The organism is Herbaspirillum sp. Her3 (assembly GCF_057961275.1).
The window spans coordinates 642,373-658,702 of sequence record NZ_CM176328.1 but is presented as its reverse complement, the minus strand read 5'-3'; the positions used below and the strand labels follow the sequence as shown (position 1 = coordinate 658,702).

Annotated in this window: 14 protein-coding genes; 3 read left to right on the top strand and 11 right to left on the bottom strand. The window is 59.9% G+C overall.

Translation table 11 applies throughout. The annotated features are described in order from the left end of the window. Window positions 1-82: 82 nt before the first annotated feature. Window positions 83-574, bottom strand: coding sequence for an Lrp/AsnC family transcriptional regulator (locus ACVC5H_RS03010; RefSeq protein WP_489620942.1), 492 nt, complete (start codon window positions 572-574; stop codon window positions 83-85). A gap of 211 nt (window positions 575-785) precedes the next feature. On the opposite strand from ACVC5H_RS03010, the gene glmS reads away from it, so the two are divergent. Both glmS and ACVC5H_RS03000 read left to right on the top strand, forming a co-directional pair. Continuing rightward, window positions 786-2,603, top strand: coding sequence for a glutamine--fructose-6-phosphate transaminase (isomerizing) (gene glmS, locus ACVC5H_RS03005; protein ID WP_489620941.1), 1,818 nt, complete (start codon window positions 786-788; stop codon window positions 2,601-2,603). Between the two features lie 359 nt (window positions 2,604-2,962). Next, the gene (locus ACVC5H_RS03000; RefSeq protein ID WP_489620940.1) at window positions 2,963-3,364 is read left to right on the top strand and encodes a hypothetical protein; all 402 of its coding nucleotides are present in this window, start codon (window positions 2,963-2,965) and stop codon (window positions 3,362-3,364) included. Here ACVC5H_RS03000 and ACVC5H_RS02995 read toward each other — a convergent pair. From ACVC5H_RS02995 to ACVC5H_RS02960, 8 genes are all read right to left on the bottom strand, one after another. Further along, window positions 3,315-3,701, bottom strand: a complete 387-nt coding sequence (locus ACVC5H_RS02995; RefSeq protein ID WP_489622646.1) for a winged helix-turn-helix transcriptional regulator — start codon at window positions 3,699-3,701, stop codon at window positions 3,315-3,317. The genes ACVC5H_RS03000 and ACVC5H_RS02995 overlap by 50 nt on opposite strands. A 1,106-nt stretch (window positions 3,702-4,807) precedes the next feature. Further along, complete coding sequence (locus tag ACVC5H_RS02990) at window positions 4,808-5,821, bottom strand: Rieske 2Fe-2S domain-containing protein (protein WP_489620939.1); 1,014 nt, start codon at window positions 5,819-5,821, stop codon at window positions 4,808-4,810. Beyond that, the gene (locus tag ACVC5H_RS02985; protein WP_489620938.1) at window positions 5,818-6,927 is read right to left on the bottom strand and encodes a GNAT family protein; all 1,110 of its coding nucleotides are present in this window, start codon (window positions 6,925-6,927) and stop codon (window positions 5,818-5,820) included. The genes ACVC5H_RS02990 and ACVC5H_RS02985 overlap by 4 nt, the downstream gene beginning before the upstream one ends. Next, window positions 6,918-8,075: an ATP-grasp domain-containing protein gene (locus ACVC5H_RS02980; RefSeq protein WP_489620937.1), complete on the bottom strand. Its 1,158-nt coding sequence runs from the start codon at window positions 8,073-8,075 to the stop codon at window positions 6,918-6,920. The genes ACVC5H_RS02985 and ACVC5H_RS02980 overlap by 10 nt, the downstream gene beginning before the upstream one ends. Then, the gene (locus ACVC5H_RS02975) at window positions 8,068-9,429 is read right to left on the bottom strand and encodes a F390 synthetase-related protein (protein ID WP_489620936.1); all 1,362 of its coding nucleotides are present in this window, start codon (window positions 9,427-9,429) and stop codon (window positions 8,068-8,070) included. The genes ACVC5H_RS02980 and ACVC5H_RS02975 overlap by 8 nt, the downstream gene beginning before the upstream one ends. Next, window positions 9,410-10,255, bottom strand: a complete 846-nt coding sequence (locus ACVC5H_RS02970; protein ID WP_489620935.1) for an MBL fold metallo-hydrolase — start codon at window positions 10,253-10,255, stop codon at window positions 9,410-9,412. The genes ACVC5H_RS02975 and ACVC5H_RS02970 overlap by 20 nt, the downstream gene beginning before the upstream one ends. Next, complete coding sequence (locus ACVC5H_RS02965; RefSeq protein ID WP_489620934.1) at window positions 10,255-11,262, bottom strand: NAD-dependent epimerase/dehydratase family protein; 1,008 nt, start codon at window positions 11,260-11,262, stop codon at window positions 10,255-10,257. The genes ACVC5H_RS02970 and ACVC5H_RS02965 overlap by 1 nt, the downstream gene beginning before the upstream one ends. Window positions 11,263-11,269: 7 nt before the next feature. Then, window positions 11,270-12,319, bottom strand: coding sequence for a 3-oxoacyl-[acyl-carrier-protein] synthase III C-terminal domain-containing protein (locus ACVC5H_RS02960; RefSeq protein ID WP_489620933.1), 1,050 nt, complete (start codon window positions 12,317-12,319; stop codon window positions 11,270-11,272). Window positions 12,320-12,412: 93 nt separating this feature from the next. On the opposite strand from ACVC5H_RS02960, the gene ACVC5H_RS02955 reads away from it, so the two are divergent. Further along, on the top strand, window positions 12,413-13,159 hold the full coding sequence (locus ACVC5H_RS02955) for a transcriptional regulator (protein ID WP_489620932.1): 747 nt from the start codon (window positions 12,413-12,415) through the stop codon (window positions 13,157-13,159). Window positions 13,160-13,436: 277 nt separating this feature from the next. Here the strand turns inward: ACVC5H_RS02955 and ACVC5H_RS02950 are convergent, their stop codons facing one another. Together ACVC5H_RS02950 and ACVC5H_RS02945 are read right to left on the bottom strand one after the other, a co-directional pair. Continuing rightward, window positions 13,437-14,909, bottom strand: a complete 1,473-nt coding sequence (locus ACVC5H_RS02950; RefSeq protein ID WP_489620931.1) for a TolC family protein — start codon at window positions 14,907-14,909, stop codon at window positions 13,437-13,439. After that, on the bottom strand, window positions 14,899-16,320 hold the full coding sequence (locus ACVC5H_RS02945; protein WP_489620930.1) for an HlyD family type I secretion periplasmic adaptor subunit: 1,422 nt from the start codon (window positions 16,318-16,320) through the stop codon (window positions 14,899-14,901). Before ACVC5H_RS02945 ends, ACVC5H_RS02950 begins: the two co-directional genes overlap by 11 nt. Window positions 16,321-16,330: the final 10 nt, after the last annotated feature.

Here is a 16,330-nt window from a genome sequence, read left to right as displayed (position 1 = left end):
GAAGCAAAAAGACCAAAAAAACCATCCCACCTGACTTATCCACAGGCAAACACGGCCAATTGGTGAAGGAACGGCCCGTTTTTCAGGAAATTGCGCCGGCGTCATCCAGGGGAATGGCCGGCTCGAACTTGCTGCGGTGGATGGAGAAGTAACTGCGCACGTTGCGCACATTGCGCTGCGAAGCGAACAGCCGGTGCGCCAGGGCATGATAGGCCGGCATGTCGCGCACCAGCACCACCAGCACGAAATCCGGCCCCGGCGAGACCCGGTAGCACTGCTGCACGGCCGCTTCTGCCGCCACCAGCGCCTCGAAGGCTTGCTGCTCTTCCTCGCCCTGCCGGTCCAGGGTGATCTCCACCACGGCTGTCAGCGTGGAAGCCAGTTGCGCCGGGTCCAGCAAGGCCACCTGGCGCGCGATTACCCCCGCCTCCACCAGCCGTTTGACGCGGCGCAGACAGGTCGGCGGCGAGGCGTGCACGCGCAAGGCCAGTTCCTGGTTGGTCTGGCTGGCATCGCTTTGCAGGGCTTGCAGGATGCGGCGGTCAAGGTCGTCCAGCGGGAGCGGGGTTTTCATGGGAGAGAAAGAAACCTAGTGAAGTGGCCTGACATCGGCTGACTATGGGCGAACTTGCACGTTATATAAATTCAAAATGTCACCTTGAATTTAATATTATTTCATAGCATCCCCATGAAGCAATATTAGTTCATATTCATAAGATTTTAGAAATCTTATTTCACACCACCTCCCCTAAGATGCAAGCACATCTTTTCCAGCGAGGTAAGTCATGTGCGGCATCGTCGGCGCGGTAGCGCAACAAAACGTCACTCCCATCCTGCTTGAGGGCCTGAAGCGCCTTGAATATCGCGGCTACGATTCCTGCGGCGTGGCGCTGCACGTGGATGGCAAGCTGCAGCGTTCGCGCAGCACCTCGCGCGTGGCCGAGCTGCAGCATCAGGTGGCGCAGAGCGGCCTGGCCGGCTTCACTGGTATCGCCCACACCCGCTGGGCCACCCATGGCGCCCCGGCCACCCACAATGCCCATCCGCACTTCTCGCGGGACCGCATCGCGCTGGTCCACAACGGCATCATCGAGAACCATGACGAACTGCGCGCCGAGCTGCAGGCCGCCGGTTACGTCTTCGAGAGCCAGACCGATACCGAAGTGATCGCCCATCTGGTCGGCCACATCTATGACGGCGATCTCTTCAACACCGTGCAGCAAGCCGTGCGCCGCCTCACCGGTGCCTACGCCATTGCCGTCTTCTGTGCCGACGAACCGCATCGCGTGGTCGCTGCGCGCCAGGGTTCGCCGCTGATCGTGGGTGTGGGCGAGGGTCAGAACTTCGTCGCTTCCGACGCCATGGCGCTGGCCGGCACGACGGACCAGATCATCTATCTGGAAGAAGGCGATGTGGTCGACCTGCAATTGCAGAAGGTCTGGATCGTCGATGCTACCGGCCGCCCGGTCGAGCGCGAAGTGCGCACCGTGCAGGCCTACACCAGTGCGGTGGAACTGGGCCCGTACCAGCACTACATGCAAAAAGAAATCTTCGAGCAGCCGCGCGCCATCGCCGACACGCTCGAAGGCGTGGTCGGCATCATGCCCGAGCTGTTTGGCGACAAGGCCTACAAGGTCTTCAAGGAAGTGGATTCAGTCCTGATCCTGGCCTGCGGCACCAGCTATTACGCCGGCCTGACTGCCAAGTACTGGCTGGAATCGATTGCGAAGATCCCGGTCAACGTCGAGATCGCCAGCGAATACCGTTATCGCGACAGCGTACCGAACCCGAAGTCCCTAGTGGTCACCATCTCGCAGAGCGGCGAGACTGCGGACACGCTGGCCGCGTTGAAGCATGCGCGCAGCCTGGGCATGCAGCACACGCTGACGGTCTGCAACGTCGCCACCAGCGCCATGGTGCGCGAATGCGAACTGGCCTACATCACCCGTGCGGGTGTGGAAGTGGGCGTGGCCTCGACCAAGGCGTTCACCACGCAGCTGGCTGCGCTCTTCCTGTTGACGCTGGCGCTGGCGCAGACGCGCGGCCTGCTCACCGAAGAAGAGGAAACCGCGCATCTCAAGGCCATGCGCCACCTGCCCGCCGCACTGCAGAGCGTGCTGGCGCTGGAGCCCTCCATCGTCGCCTGGGCCGAAGCCTTCGCCCGCCGCGAGAATGCGCTGTTCCTGGGGCGTGGCCTGCATTATCCGATCGCGCTGGAAGGTGCGCTCAAGCTCAAGGAGATCACTTACATCCACGCCGAAGCCTATGCTGCGGGCGAACTCAAGCATGGCCCGCTGGCCCTGGTGACGGACCAGATGCCGGTGGTCACCATTGCGCCCAATGACGCGCTGGTGGAGAAGCTCAAGTCCAACATGCAGGAAGTGCGTGCGCGGGGTGGTCAGCTGTATGTGTTTGCCGATGGCGATTCACGCATCACCTCGGCGGAGGGTGTGCACGTGATCCGGATGCCGGAGCACTATGGCGTGCTGTCGCCGATTCTGCATGTGGTGCCGTTGCAGTTGCTGTCTTATCACACGGCGTTGGCGCGGGGGACGGATGTGGATAAGCCGCGGAATTTGGCTAAGTCGGTGACGGTGGAGTGAGGGTAGTGATCGCTCGTGACCTTGATGAATAAAGTTGGTCGGGCCCGAATAAAGTTGGTCGGAGAATGATACCGCCATTCCCTATTCAAAAAGTCAAAAGCCGCCTATACAGGCGGCTTTTTATTGAAACTTGAGATCTGACTACCGCTATCCGCTAGAAGCGGACTTCCATTTCCGCGTCACTTATTTTTCGGGATTTCGGCTTGGCCCGATAACTGCTGCGTCCCGACCAACATTTTGCATTGAGGTCACTCGCACTAAGGTCACTAAGACCTGCATAGTCCTATCAACGTGAAAAGGTATCGCTATACTTGATATTGGTAAAATTTCATCAAATTGAGACCAAAATTGAGGGGAAAATGTTTACTTCGATCGAAGCCGGCGACATTTACAACAAAAATATAAACATACTTATCGGCTCTGGTGCGTCCGCGGATCTGTTTCCGACACTAGCACTGAAGGTGAGAGATACCGATGGAGCACCTCAAACTATCGAAACCCTTGCGACAACGTTTGAAGGCGATATGGCAGTCAAATCTGCTATTTTTATGCATTACTTCAACACTTGTATTTTCCCCGTTCAAAATTTTGACCCCGAAAACATACCCACCGAAGAAGGAATCAAGAATTTTAAAAACTACGAGAACTTTGTTCTAACCCTTCTTGGATTACTAGACCGTCGCAAAGACGTGAATAGAAAAATTAATCTGTTTACGACAAATTACGATGGTTGTTTAGTGTTGATTTGCTCGCAGAATTGACCCTCTCCATTTGACCCACCTTCCATTGCCTTCCAAAGGCTGCCACGCGGTCATAAGACCCTTCATATCCCAGCTCTCGTAAGTCCAGGAACATCTGTTTCAGGGTTCGTCTCTGCTTGCGCGATTTGACTGCCTCAGCGCTGAGCCAGGCTGAAAGTCGAGGCGCGAATTCATCTAGGGCACTGGATGAATGCCTTGAGGGGTAGGAAGGCTCGATCGCTCCGGATCGGATATAGCGACGAACCGTGTTTCGAGAGATGTCCAGCCGGCGGGAGATTTCCCTGATCGAGATGTGATCGCGGATGTACCAGCGTCGAATAATTCCAAGTAGGGCCACGTCTATCACTCCGTTCTCCTGCTCGCTGTGATGAGCAGGATTGTGGTCTAAACATGGGTCAACTTAGGATGCAAATTTCCGGGGAAAGTGGGTCAGTTTTCGATGCAACTCAACATACTTCCTTCTGGCACGTCAACAAAACCATGGGCATGTAGAGTGCAAACATCAACAGAGCGCCTTACCATCACGGGAATTCGTTCAGCAGTCATTTTCTTGCTTAGAGAACACTCGGCGCCGCAGTCAGGCACGAACGGAGCGTCCCACGGTCGCCCTCCATTCATCGCGTGCAAAATTAGCAGAAAGCTGAGAGTGAACTGACCTAAGATATTTTTCGCTGCCAGCGGACAAGTTGATTTTGCAGATATTGGCGGGCGGCTTTTAATTGTATAAATCCGGAAACTCTATGAATCTATTACGTGAGCGCATTCGCGAAGAACGAGAAATTTACCGTATGACTGGGCCACGAGCATTTCGCCGCAAACGGTACATTGCAAAGAAGGACCGGCGGCCTCTTCGGGTCCTCATTCGCCGCTCAATGCCGTTGAAACCAAATCCCAGGAATAAGTAGCATCCCACCCATCGACATCGTTTTGCATCCTGGCTGAAACTCTGATCCGTACCTGACAGATCCTTAGTAAGGCAGCCTCTTAAATCATTATGCTCTTTTCGAAAAACCGTTAAAAATACGCGCAATCCATGGCGATGGCATTGATTTGTCTTTTAACGATATCGCTGAAGCCCAGCGAAAATTCTATCTTTCCACCGTCAGCATTTTTCTTAATGTAGTTGGCCTTATGTTTTCAATTTTCGTTTTAGGGCTATTCATCTATGCCGACTGTCGGGATCGTCAATCTTCTTCTCTTCCTAGGAAAATTTAATGCCAACTCCATCGACTTTCCTGGTTTTTACTAAGAAGACGGGGCCTAAGCTCACTTTAACTGCGGTTCCTGTAAAGGCTCACCTTTCAAGCTATTCACATGCTCTTTCGATCACGTTAATCGATGAACATCATTGCTGGGATGGTGCCGAGAACGTGCAACAGCCCGCTTCAGGCTGATCGCTGGCCATAGTGACAAGAATGGATCTTTTGATGCGATTGCGAGCACCTAAATAAACATCACTACATCACATTTGACTTGCTCAAATCCGCCTCGCTGCCCGGACCAGAGGTGGTCGAGATACGGGCGGACAATGTCCAGCCTGGTGCTGACGCCACGCGCTGGCGGAAATTTCAGCTTATTGGCATGCTGAGTTTCCAAGATTGCCCGATCCTGGCGCGCAATCTTCAGCAGCATCGGGCTCACCAATAGCCGAAGCAGCCACTTCGGGACCCGACGGCCACTTACCTCCAGCCGGCCGAACACGCGCGTGCGTCCGCTTGTTTCTGGAGTGAAATGCAGCGTGATGTGTACTTCGCTGCCGTTCTTATATCCATATTCGATGCGCGCCGATGCGGCACCGCCAAAGACCACACGTTCCTTGGCGCGTTCCGATTCGAACAGTCGATATAGCCATCCACTCTGCTGTTCCTGCCCACGATAGTCCACGGTGAAACCATCGCCGCCGATGCTGATTGTGGCGGTCACGATGCTGCGCTGCTTGTCCCTACGCACCAGGCCGGGGTGGATCGTGTGGGTATGCAGAGGATCCAGGAAATTCTCGATGGAATCCAAGGCCGGCGCGTTCCAGCGGTCGTCCCAGGTCAGGACGGCAGCATTCTCTAGGGGGCTGGTCATACAAGCGGGAGGAGCAACGGCGCCGGTGCCGCCCAGCCTGACCCACACCCATCCGCCCGCTTCATGGCATGTCACGGCCTGGGCGCTGATGGGTGGCGGCGTCTCTCCCGGCAACAGGCCGGGGATCTTCCTACATCGGCCATCGCTGCCAAACGACCAGCCGTGGTAAGGACATCGCAAACCGTGTTCGGTCATGCGGCCGGCCGATAGCGGCACCTGGCGATGCGGGCAGCGATCGACCAGCGCGAAGGCACGCCCTTGGTCGTCGCGCGCCACGACCAGTGGCACGCCCAGCACCTCGATGGCGGCCGGCCGGCCTTGCAGCTGGTGACTGTGCCCGACGACAAACCAGCATCCTTGAAGGTGATCCGGCCAGTCTGTCATAGTTGAAATTTCCTCATGAGCGGGATGCCGGCCCGATGGGCCAGCTGGCGCAACGCGAACAAGGTGAGGCGGTGGCGCGTGTCTAGATGGTCATCCAGCACGGCGCTGTATTCGATCTCGGCCTGCCCGCCCCGCAGGCGCTTGAAGTGCGCCGCGCCAGCACTGAGATTGACGCTCCATCCGCGCTGCATCGCCCGCTGCAGAACGCTCGCCATCAGCAGGCGGTACAGGCCCAGCGATTGCGGCAAGCAGGTGTGGTAGCCGACGATGGGCGCCGTGAGCACGCCGTCCTGGCTGAACGTGCCCACCACTGCCTGGAGCTCCCCGCCGGCGTCGCGAAAGCCCTGAAGTTCCAGCAAGCCCGCTTCATGCCAGCGCCGGAAGAAGTCGGCCCGGTAGCGGGGATTGAAACGGGAGTACTTGTTCATGTAGAGCATGGCATACAAGGTCTCGATGCGGGCGAAGTCGGATGGCGCCAGTTCCTCGGGCGGGACCGCCGCCAGCGGCGTCGTCTGCAGCAGGCGCAGGTCACGCCGGACGTTGGCATGCGCGAGCGTCCCCGGCTGGTCGAACAGATAGACCTGGCGCGACGGCAGCAGCCGGAACCCGCGCGCCAGGAGCAAGGCGATCCACTCGCCGTTCTGGCGCATGTTCAGCGAGCGCAGCCAGATCGCATGCGCGGGCCAGCGCTGGCGCGCCTGGTCTATCCAGCTGTCCAGGGCCACGGGATCGGGGCGCGGAAAGAGATTGGTCGCCAGCATCCAGTTATTGAGGGTGACGCAGCGGTCCAGCCGGGCGCCCTCCAGCATGCGGCGATAGACCCCGCACAGCCGCCCCGCCGGCCAGGCCAGCGCGCGCGGCAGGTAGCGTTGGATTTCCTCCGCCAGGTAGCGTCCATAAGTGACCGAGGGCGAACAGACCCAGGCCTCGCCCGGATCGCCATCGTTGATGGTGCAGGGAATGGCGGCCTCGCCGTGGGCGAGCAGCGCGATACGCGTGTCGATGTTGCTGATGAAAGCGTTGGTCGGCACATCTTGGTGGATGCTCGCATAGGCCCGCGCGCGCGCAAAGAAGACCTCCTGGCCGGGCGCGGAGGCTACAGGCATGGCAGCGTCTCCCCATCCCATTCGATGTCGCTGGTGGCCGCTTCGCGCAACGAGCAGCGGCGCGCTAGTGCGGTGCGGGCGAACCACGCCATATCGACCGCGGCGCCGGCCAGCGGCGCCAGATCCGGCCAGGCGCACAGGACGTCGCGCGCGCGTGCGCGGTTGGCGCGCCACGCGCCCAGGGCGCCGGTCGTCGCGGCCTGCCAGAGACCCGGGCCGTACATGACCGGGGCCAACATGCGCGCCGATCCTGGCCGAGGTGTCACCAGTCCATCCGCTGCACCTGACAGGGCGGCGGGAATGCCGTCGTCCATGCCGAACAGGTGCAGGCCGCTGGTGGCGCGGGGATTGCATTCCAGCGGCTGCATGCGGCCGTCCGGGGATTCGATCCAGTCGAAGGAAATCTGGCCCGTGAATTCCAGTTGCGCCACCAGCCGGGCGACGACGTCCTGCACCCCCTGGTGCTGGCGCGCCTCGAAATAGTAACTCGAACTCCGATGCAGGCGATGCAGCGGACGATAGAGCGCATGGGCCAGCAGGCGTCCGCGGTCGGCGATGCTGTACGAGCAGAACTCGGGGCCTTCGCAATAGGCCTGCACCACCCAGCGCCCCAACGGGGGGAGCGGCGGCATGTCATCGGCGATGCCCTGCGCGCAGATGCGCACGTGTACCCCGAAGCGGGAAAATTCCGGCTTCAGCACGACCGGCCGGCCGTTCGCCCAGGCGCGCGCCTGCGCCAGGTCGGCCACCGGCGCGCTGTCCGGCGCATGGCCGCCGGCTTGCCGGGCCAGCGCGAGGAAATCCCATTTGCTGTGCAGCACGCGTAGCTTGGCGAAGTCGTCGCAGACGATGCGGCAGGCTTGCGGCAGCGCTGCCCGATAGCGGGAAAGAAAGAAGACTTCTTCGCAGGTCGGCACCACCATGTCGATGCGGTGACGGTGGATCAGCCGGTTCAATGCCGCGATGAACTGCGCCGGCATGCGCCGCGGCGATGGCAGCCGCGCATCAGCATGCACCGCGCGCGACCAGCTGCTGAGACGGCAGGACACACTGTCGGCGACGATCACCTGCCAGCCTTGGGCGGCAAAGCGCCGTGCATGATCCAGCGCCACCGGCGCGCGGCCTCCCAGAATAAGCACCTTAGGCATGATCGACGAGACGCTCCGTGTGATGGCCTGGCGCCGGCCGCCTGATGCAGACGATGCGCCGGCGTTTGGCGTGTTGGATGGGCGGCGCGAACGTGGCCTGCGCGCAGGTGGGCGCCTGCATGCCGTGGCGTTGCGCGGCCTGCCCGAGGGCGGCGGCGATGCGCCGGTAAGCATGCGGGTCATCGCCATCGCTTGCGATCCGGAACAGTTCGCCATGCTGTTCGATGCGATAGTCGGGCAAGGGCTCGGGCGCGACCGATACGGCATGTCGCACGGCGTCCGGGAACAGCGGGCGCAACTGCCGGTCCTTCAGGGCCGGAAGCCACAGGATGTCGTCGCTGCGGCCTTCCACCGCATCCAGCGCCAGCGCGGCGTTGCCGCAGGGGCAAGGCGCCTGGCGCACGCGCAGGACATCGTTGAGGCGATAGCGGATGAAATGCTGGGTGCTGCGGGTGAAGTCGGTGATGACCGGCGTGAAGCGCGTCTTTTGCTCATCCAGCCACTCCTGTTCGATATGAACGTATTCCTCGTTCATGTGCAGCACGCCGTGCGGGCAGGTGTACGCCAGGAAGCCCTCGGTGCATTGATACAGCTGATGCACCGGCCTGCCGAACGCCTGCTCGGCACGCCGGCGGTCATCGGGTTCAAGCACTTCGGCCACCGCGATCAGCTTGGCCGGCGCCAGCGTCAATCGCCCCGCCAGCCGGGCGCCGGCCAGCCAGCCCAATGCGCGCGACGGCGCGACCAGGATATCCGGCGCATGGGCCTGCAGCGCGGCGAGATGCGGCTCCACGCCCTCCAGCAAATCATAGAAGCGGAAATCGATGCGCCGGCTGGCCAGCGTGGTGTAGAGGTTGCTGTTGGCGCGCATGAAAAAGGCCACTTTCAGCGGGCGCCTTCCCAGCACCAGTTGCATGAGCATCGCCGGCGTGAGCACCCGGGCCAGCATGATGCCGGCCCATTTCAAGCGCTCCGAGCGCGATACCATGAACGCGCCGCGCGGGCCTTGCGTGCCGCTGGAGAGGCCGACGGTGACGCCGCCCAGCTCCGGCCTGAAGTCGCGCGAGGATTCGGCCTCCAGGGCGCGGGCCGTGGCGTCTTCGAGGCGGATGCCGGCGCCGTTGAATTGTTCGAAGTGGGCCAGCATCACCTGTTTATCGATGATGGGCAGCGTCGCCGCACCTTGGCCGGCGGCGTGGGCATAGTACGGCAGCCGGGGCAGGCTGCGGCGCAGGAAGCGCCCGAGCCGGAAGCGCTGCCATGCTTGCAGCAGGCGCCGTGAACGGAACCGGAGCAGCCGGGCCGACAAGAAATGGAGCGCCACCAGCAGCGCATCAGTCGGGGCGTGTTTCATGGGAGAGCCAGGATTGCATGCAATGGGATGGGATCAGGCGCAGTTCGGGGGCACGCTCGTGCAGCCGGCGCAGCCGCGCAAAGGTGTCCAGATAGTGCGCCTCATTGTCGAACAGCCGGCGCGCCAGCCAGGTCGGCCGCAGATCGCCGGCGATTGCTTTGAGGTTCCAGCAGGCGTCGGCGCACAAGAAGATCGTGCGCCCATCTTCCTGGCGCAGGACGACGCCGATCTGTCCGCGGGTGTGACCGGGCAGATGAACGGCCAGCAGGCTGCCGTCGCCGAACAGATCCATGCCTTCGCCGAAGGCGGCCAGTTCGGGAGGCAGCGCGACCCGGCGGCACTCATCGGCCAGGCGCACCCGGTGCATGAAGTCGTCCGGCAACAGGCCCGGCAGCACGCCGCGGCGCAGATTGGCCAGCGGCGAGCGCCGCCGCATGCTGTCCAGTTCCGCGCGCATGATGATGAAGCGCGCGTTGGGAAAGTCTTTCAAGCCCGCGATATGGTCGCCATGCAGATGCGAAATGACGATGTTGGCGATGTCTTCGGGGGCGATGCCGCGGCGGCGGAGTTGGGCCGGCAACGCCTCTTCGTCCGGCAGGATGCTGGGCGTGACCCAGCGATAGAAGCGTTGCGGGAAAGGCTGCGTGGCCTGTCTGAAATGCCGGCTGTAACCGGTATCGAACAGCGTCCAGCCGCGTTGCGGATGGCGCAGCAGGCCGCATAGCGCTGGGAATGGGACGGATTTCCAGCGTCCGCCGCGCATCGCCACGCATTCCGGATGCGTGCAATATCCCACTTTGAGCAGTTGGAAGTCGAGGCGCGGCATCATGACGGGCGCTGCGCTTTCCACCAGGCCGCGGTTCTGGCGATGGCCTGGTCCAGACCGATGCGTGGCGCGTAGCCGAGTTGCGAGGTAGCGCGCGTCAGATCCAGCGTCTGCGAAAACGCGATGGCACCGAGTGAATAACGGGTGATCAACGGCTCCCCGCCGCCGGCCAGCCTCGCCCAGGCTTCCAGCGCGCGCGCCGCGATATCGGCGATGGCATAAGGGCGATGCACGGCCTGGATCGGCAGGTCCAAGGACCGCGCCAGACGGGCGAACAGTTCGGCCGCCGCGATCGGCTCCCCGTTGCTGACGTTATAGGCGCCGCCGGGACAGCCGTCGCGCAGGGACAGCAGCACCGCATCGACCACGTTGTCCACGTAGCTTAGATCCAGCAGAGCGCGGCCTCCGCGTAGCAAGGGCGCGCGGCCGCTTTGCACGATGCGCAACAGGCGCGGCAGCAAGGTGTTGTCCCAGGGGCCGAAGATGGCGCGCGGCCGCAAGATCACCAGCTGCTGCAAGCCTGCCGCCTGCGCCAGATGCTCGGCGTGCAGCTTGGTGCCGGCGTAGGCGTTGACCGGCGGCGGCAGCGGGTCGTCCTCACGGACTCCGATGCAATCGGCGAAGCGGAAATAGATGCTGGGCGTGGAGATATGCACCAGCTTGCCGATGCCGTGGTGGCGGCATGCGGCCAATACCTCCCGGGTGGAGGCGACATTGGCGGCATGGAAGGCGGCGGCGCTGCCCCATGGCGCGGCCAGCCCCGCGCAATGCACGATGGCTTGTGCACCGGCCGCGCATTCCAGCAACCGCTCCGCGGCCTCGGGATGTCCGTGCTCCAGCGCGCAAAAATGCACCGGGGCGGACGCCCCCGCGGGCATGGCGTGCGTGACGGCATCGGCTTGCACGCGGTCGCGGCCGGTGAAGACCACTTCATGGCCCTGCTCCGCCAGCCGCCAGACAATGTGCCGTCCAAGGAAACCGGTTCCACCAGTGATCAGGATTTTCATCACGGCCTCAATATGTCATGACGATGCCGCCCATCGTCAGGCCGGCGCCGGTGCCGATCAGCATCATGGATTCACCCCGTTTCACGCGGCCCTCCGCGATGGCGAGGTGCAAGGCAGTCGGCAACGAGGCCCCGACCTGGTTTCCGAACCGGGAAAACACGTCCACCAAGCGTCCGGACGGGATGCGCAATCGCTTAGACAGATGGTCCAGCGCCAGCTGACTGGCCTGGTGAGGAATGACGGCGGCAAGCTGCTCCATCGTCTGGCCGGCCTCGTGCAGCAGGCGCCCGGCAAAGGCCGGCAGCTCGGTGGCGACCCGACGGAATACCTGCTTGCCCGCCATGTGAAAGACCGACAATGGTTCGATGTCCTGCGCCATGCGGCGCGGATGATGACGCGATCCGCCGGCCGGGATGCGACAATCCGCAACTCCTTCCGACAAGGTGACCAGGCCGGCGCTGAGCAATTCACTGCCTTCGCCGTCCTCGGTGCGCCGGATGACTGCTGCGGCCGCACCATCGCCGAAGATTCCGCATTCGCGCGGGCGTTTCCAATCCATGCCGAAAGTCGCGATATCGGCCGACACCAACATCACGCGCCGGTAGCGCCCGGCTGCCACCAGGTAGCTAATCACATCCAGCGCCGTCAGGAAGGACATGCAGCTGGCGCCAATATCGAACGTGCTGGTGCGATGCGCCTGCAGTCCTAATTCCGCATGCACCAGTGCCGCGTTATAAGGAAGCGCCTGATCCATCGTGGCGGAGGCGGCGACCAGACAATCCACGTCGCTCCATTGCAAGCCGGCATCCTGCAAGGCGCGCTCGCAGGCCCCCGCAGCCAGTTGCGCGGCGGTTTCGTTGGTGGAGAGGAAGCGGCGCTTCACGCCTGTAATGCGGAAGGTGGAGCCCGGGGCCAGTCCAAGCCGACGATCCAGCTCGATATCGCTGACTTCCCCGGCTGGCAAGGCCATACCGGTACCGATTACTCTTATTTTTCTGTTTTCCAATTCAGTTGGCTTTCTGTACAAGGGCGCTAGATTCTCATGGGCCAGCGACATGTTTCACATCATAAGCAGAAAATATTAAATGCAGATACTTTTGTGATTTAGAATTAACCAAGTATATTTTTAGTATCAAATATAGATACTTCCATGGCCGACATCTCCATTTCGCGCTTGATGATTACGATCAAGCGAGGCTTGAAAGCCCGCGGGATGACCTACCGCGACGTAGCAATCTCGCTTGCCTTATCCGAGCCGACTGTCAAGCGCATGTTCTCCAATGGCAATCTCACCGTGGCGCGGCTTGGCCAACTGGCGCAGCTGCTGGAAATGTCGCTGGCGGAACTGGCCCAGCAGGCCGAAGCGGGTCACGAGCTAACAGAGCGGCTGGACGTCGCGCAGGAGCGCGAACTGGTCGCCGACATGCGCCTCCTGCTGGTGGCCATCTGCACCCTGAACCATTGGTCCGTGGCCGACATCATCCAGAAATACCGCATTGACCAAGCCGAATGCATCAAGTGCCTGTTGACGCTGGACCGGATGCGCCTGATCTCGCTGCTACCGGGTAACCGCATCCGCCTTCTGGTGGCTCGCAATTTCGAATGGCTGCCCGATGGCCCCATCAACCGCTACTTTCACAGCCAGGGTCTGACCGACTTCATAGGTAGCCGCTTTGCGGATCCATCCGAGAAGCTGGTGTTCGTGCATGGGATGTTGAGCGAACAGGCGTATGCCCAGTTGCAAGGCAAACTGGCGCGCCTGCATCGCGAGTTCGCGGAGTTGCATCAGGAAAGTCTGAAGGCCCCTTTCTCGCAACGGAGGGGAACAGGCTTGCTGATGGCTTATCGGGATTGGGAGCCGCAGGCGTTTGCGAGCTTGCGTAATGTGTCGCGATGATGACTTCCTTTTCTGATCCCGCTCATAGCTTACAAGGTGAATTTGCGCCGCTTCCGGCGCTTGCAGACATTTTATTCTTTCGAACCGGATATAAACGAAGCATCCACAATCCAATAGGTTGACTTGCGTTGAATAGTTCTTAGGCTTTTCATCTGTTCAGGTCGACTGAACTAAAAGCGCCCACGTCGCCGGACTAGGTGTCCATCATCACTGAAATACGCATTCAGCTAAGCACAACGCGGCACTGCCAAGTTGCCCAAGTTCTCGGGCAATGTCTTTACTTGTCTCGTGTAATGCTCCACATTCCCAGCTTACCCAACGTGGCTGCCAATTGCAGCCGTGCCGTACGCCAATCGGTCAATGCCTGCACATGTTGCTTGCGCGCAGTGGCCAGCGCTGTTTGCGTGTTCAATAATTCAAGAATATTGCCGACACCGGCCAAATAACGGTGGAACGAGGCGTCATAGGAGCGTTGTGCGATATCCAGCAAGGTCGTGCTGTTGCCGATATTTTCTGTCGCCGTGCGCAAGGCGTGTTCGCTAGACCAGATATTCAAAGCCACTTTGCGCTGCGCTTCGTCAAGGGTCGCGCGCGCCAACTCTGCTTGTGCTTGTGCCTGCCTCACCTGGTAGGTACGGTTAAATCCCTCAAACAAGGGCAAGGTGACTAGAACTCCAATGTACTTGTCACTAGCCCAGGCCGGCAACCCTGCCTCGCCCAGACTGGGACTGACCGGCTGGTTGTTCCAGCTGTACTTTCCGGTCAGTCCTACATTGGGCAAACCTTCTGCTTCAGTCTCCTTGATCTTGGCCAGTGCTGCGTTCAGTTGTGCACGAGCCGCCCGCACACTGGGATGGTCTTCCTTGGCATCGATGATCAAATCATCAAGTGATTGCGTGAATTCTGGCGGAGCGGCTACCACCTCGGTCACCGCTGGCAACGAAATCTTTTGATTCGGATCCAGATCCAGATCTGCCATCAAGGTACCCAGTGCCACTTGCCAATCGCCCTGGGCCTTGGTGCGGCTAAACACAGCCTGCGCATAGACTGTCTGTGCCTGCAACTGATCACTGATTGGGGCTATACCCCTGTCGACCCGGCTGGAGGCGGCCTTGAAACTCTCTTGCGAGGACTGTTCAATATCATTGGCGGCCACCAGATTGCCATAAGCTGCCTGCGCAGCATAATAGTCCTTGGCCGTAGCGCTAAAGGTATCTTGCAGGGTCGCTTCATGATTGGCCTGTGCTGCAGCAAGCAACTCCGTCGCATTGGTCAGTGCAGCACTGCGGCCGCCGAAGTCATACAACACCCAACTCAGAGAAACGCTGTACGCCTGCTCGGTCGCGCGTTGCTTCGAGCTTAGAGTTGGAAAACCGTTGATATTGGTGACGGTGTTGTCGCGAGTCACTTGCCATGAGCCAGAAACGGTCGGTAAAAATGCTGCCTTGGCGATCCCGACACCTGCACTTTGAACCTTGACCGTGGCCCAGGCTTCACGGGTTTTGGGGTTGTTACACAGGGAGCGCTCAATCGCTTCGGCCAGACTCAATGGCTGCCCTACTACCCCAAACGCGCAAACACCCTTTGAGCTTTCCACATTTCCGTCATTCAATAGCACGCCCGATGGTTCAGGCGGGACGGCGAGATCGGTACTAAACACATCAAATGCGCTCGCGCCCGGAGCAATTCCCAACAATGCCAAGCTCAGTGCCAGCGCCCGCATTCTGTAGCGATTTCCATCAACGCTCACGCATGCTCTCCTGCGCGGTCTGTACCAACGGGTCAAGGAAATAGTGCGCCACGGTGCGTTGACCGGTTTTTATTTCAGCGGTCACTTCCATGCCCGGCGTCAAATTCACCCATCTATCGCGTATATGAATTTTGTTGGTGGGGAGCTTGATGCGAGTCATGAAAATCAGGCCCAGTTTCTTATCCTGCGCGGCATCGTTGGAAACCGAGACTACGGTCCCCTTCAGATAGCCATATTGAGTGTATGGAAAAGCTTCAATTTTTACCACGGCCTCCTGTCCCGCATTGACGAAGCCGATATCCTTATTTTCGACGCTCACCTCTACTTCAATCGCATCATCCGGAACGATCTCCATGACTTGCTGCGCAGCCGTGACAACCCCACCCAGGGTGTGCACATTCAGTTGCTGTACCGTGCCGGCCACGGGCGCAGTCAAGCTCAGTAAATTCTGACGAGTCTCGGCCTTGGTTTCATTATTGCTGTTTTGTGTGAATTGCTGACTAGCCTTGTCTAGCAAATCCAGTTGCTCTCGCCGGAACTGCGAAGTTATCGAAGCGATCTCTGCGCGTTGCTGTACCACCGCAGCACTAAGCTGATGCGCGTGACTACGCAGAGCAATCAGTTCATGCTCTTGTCCCAGGGCATTCTGCTCCTTGTCCAGATAATCATTTTTTGCCACATATTTTTCGGCCAGTAAGGCCTGATAGCTATTTGCCTGCTGCCGTGCCAACGGGGCAGTCGCTTCGAGCTTGGCGATTTCCTTATTGGTGTTATCCAGTTCTGCGCTGCGCTTGGCCAATTCGGCCTGAGCACTGGCGTATTTATCTTGATATTCGTGATAAAAGCCATCGGCAAAATGTTGCGCCTGGCGTTGTTCCTCGTCCGAAGCGCCAGGCACCGATACCACATGCGGCATCTGTTGTTTTTGTTGCGCGTCAAGCAGGGCCTGGGAACGCGCCATGGCCAGCTGTGCACTAATTTTTGCTGAACGAGCATTGTCTGCGTCCGCAGCCGCCTGAGTTGGATCCAGCTCCATCAACAAGGCACCAGCCGCGACCCGCTGTCCGTCTTTGACCCATATATGCCTCACCACACCCGTGATCGCCGGCTGTATGATTTTCACTCGTGCATCTGGTAGTAATTTCCCTTTGGCCGACGCCACAATATCAAGCTTTCCAAACAATGCGATGATCAGTATCAGCAAGGCCAGTGCGACAATAGAGCGCATCGTCCAGTGTGGTGCAGGATGAGCCGGAGTTTCAACCAGCTCCAGATTGGAAGGAAGAAATTCCAGTTCATGTGGCAGGCGTGGTTTGCTATCAAGCTGATGGCGAATTGACCAAGCACTTCTGAACACGGCAAGGTAACGTCGCATCAAATCAGCGAAGGCGCTTAATCTGAGAAATTGCATGGATGAACGT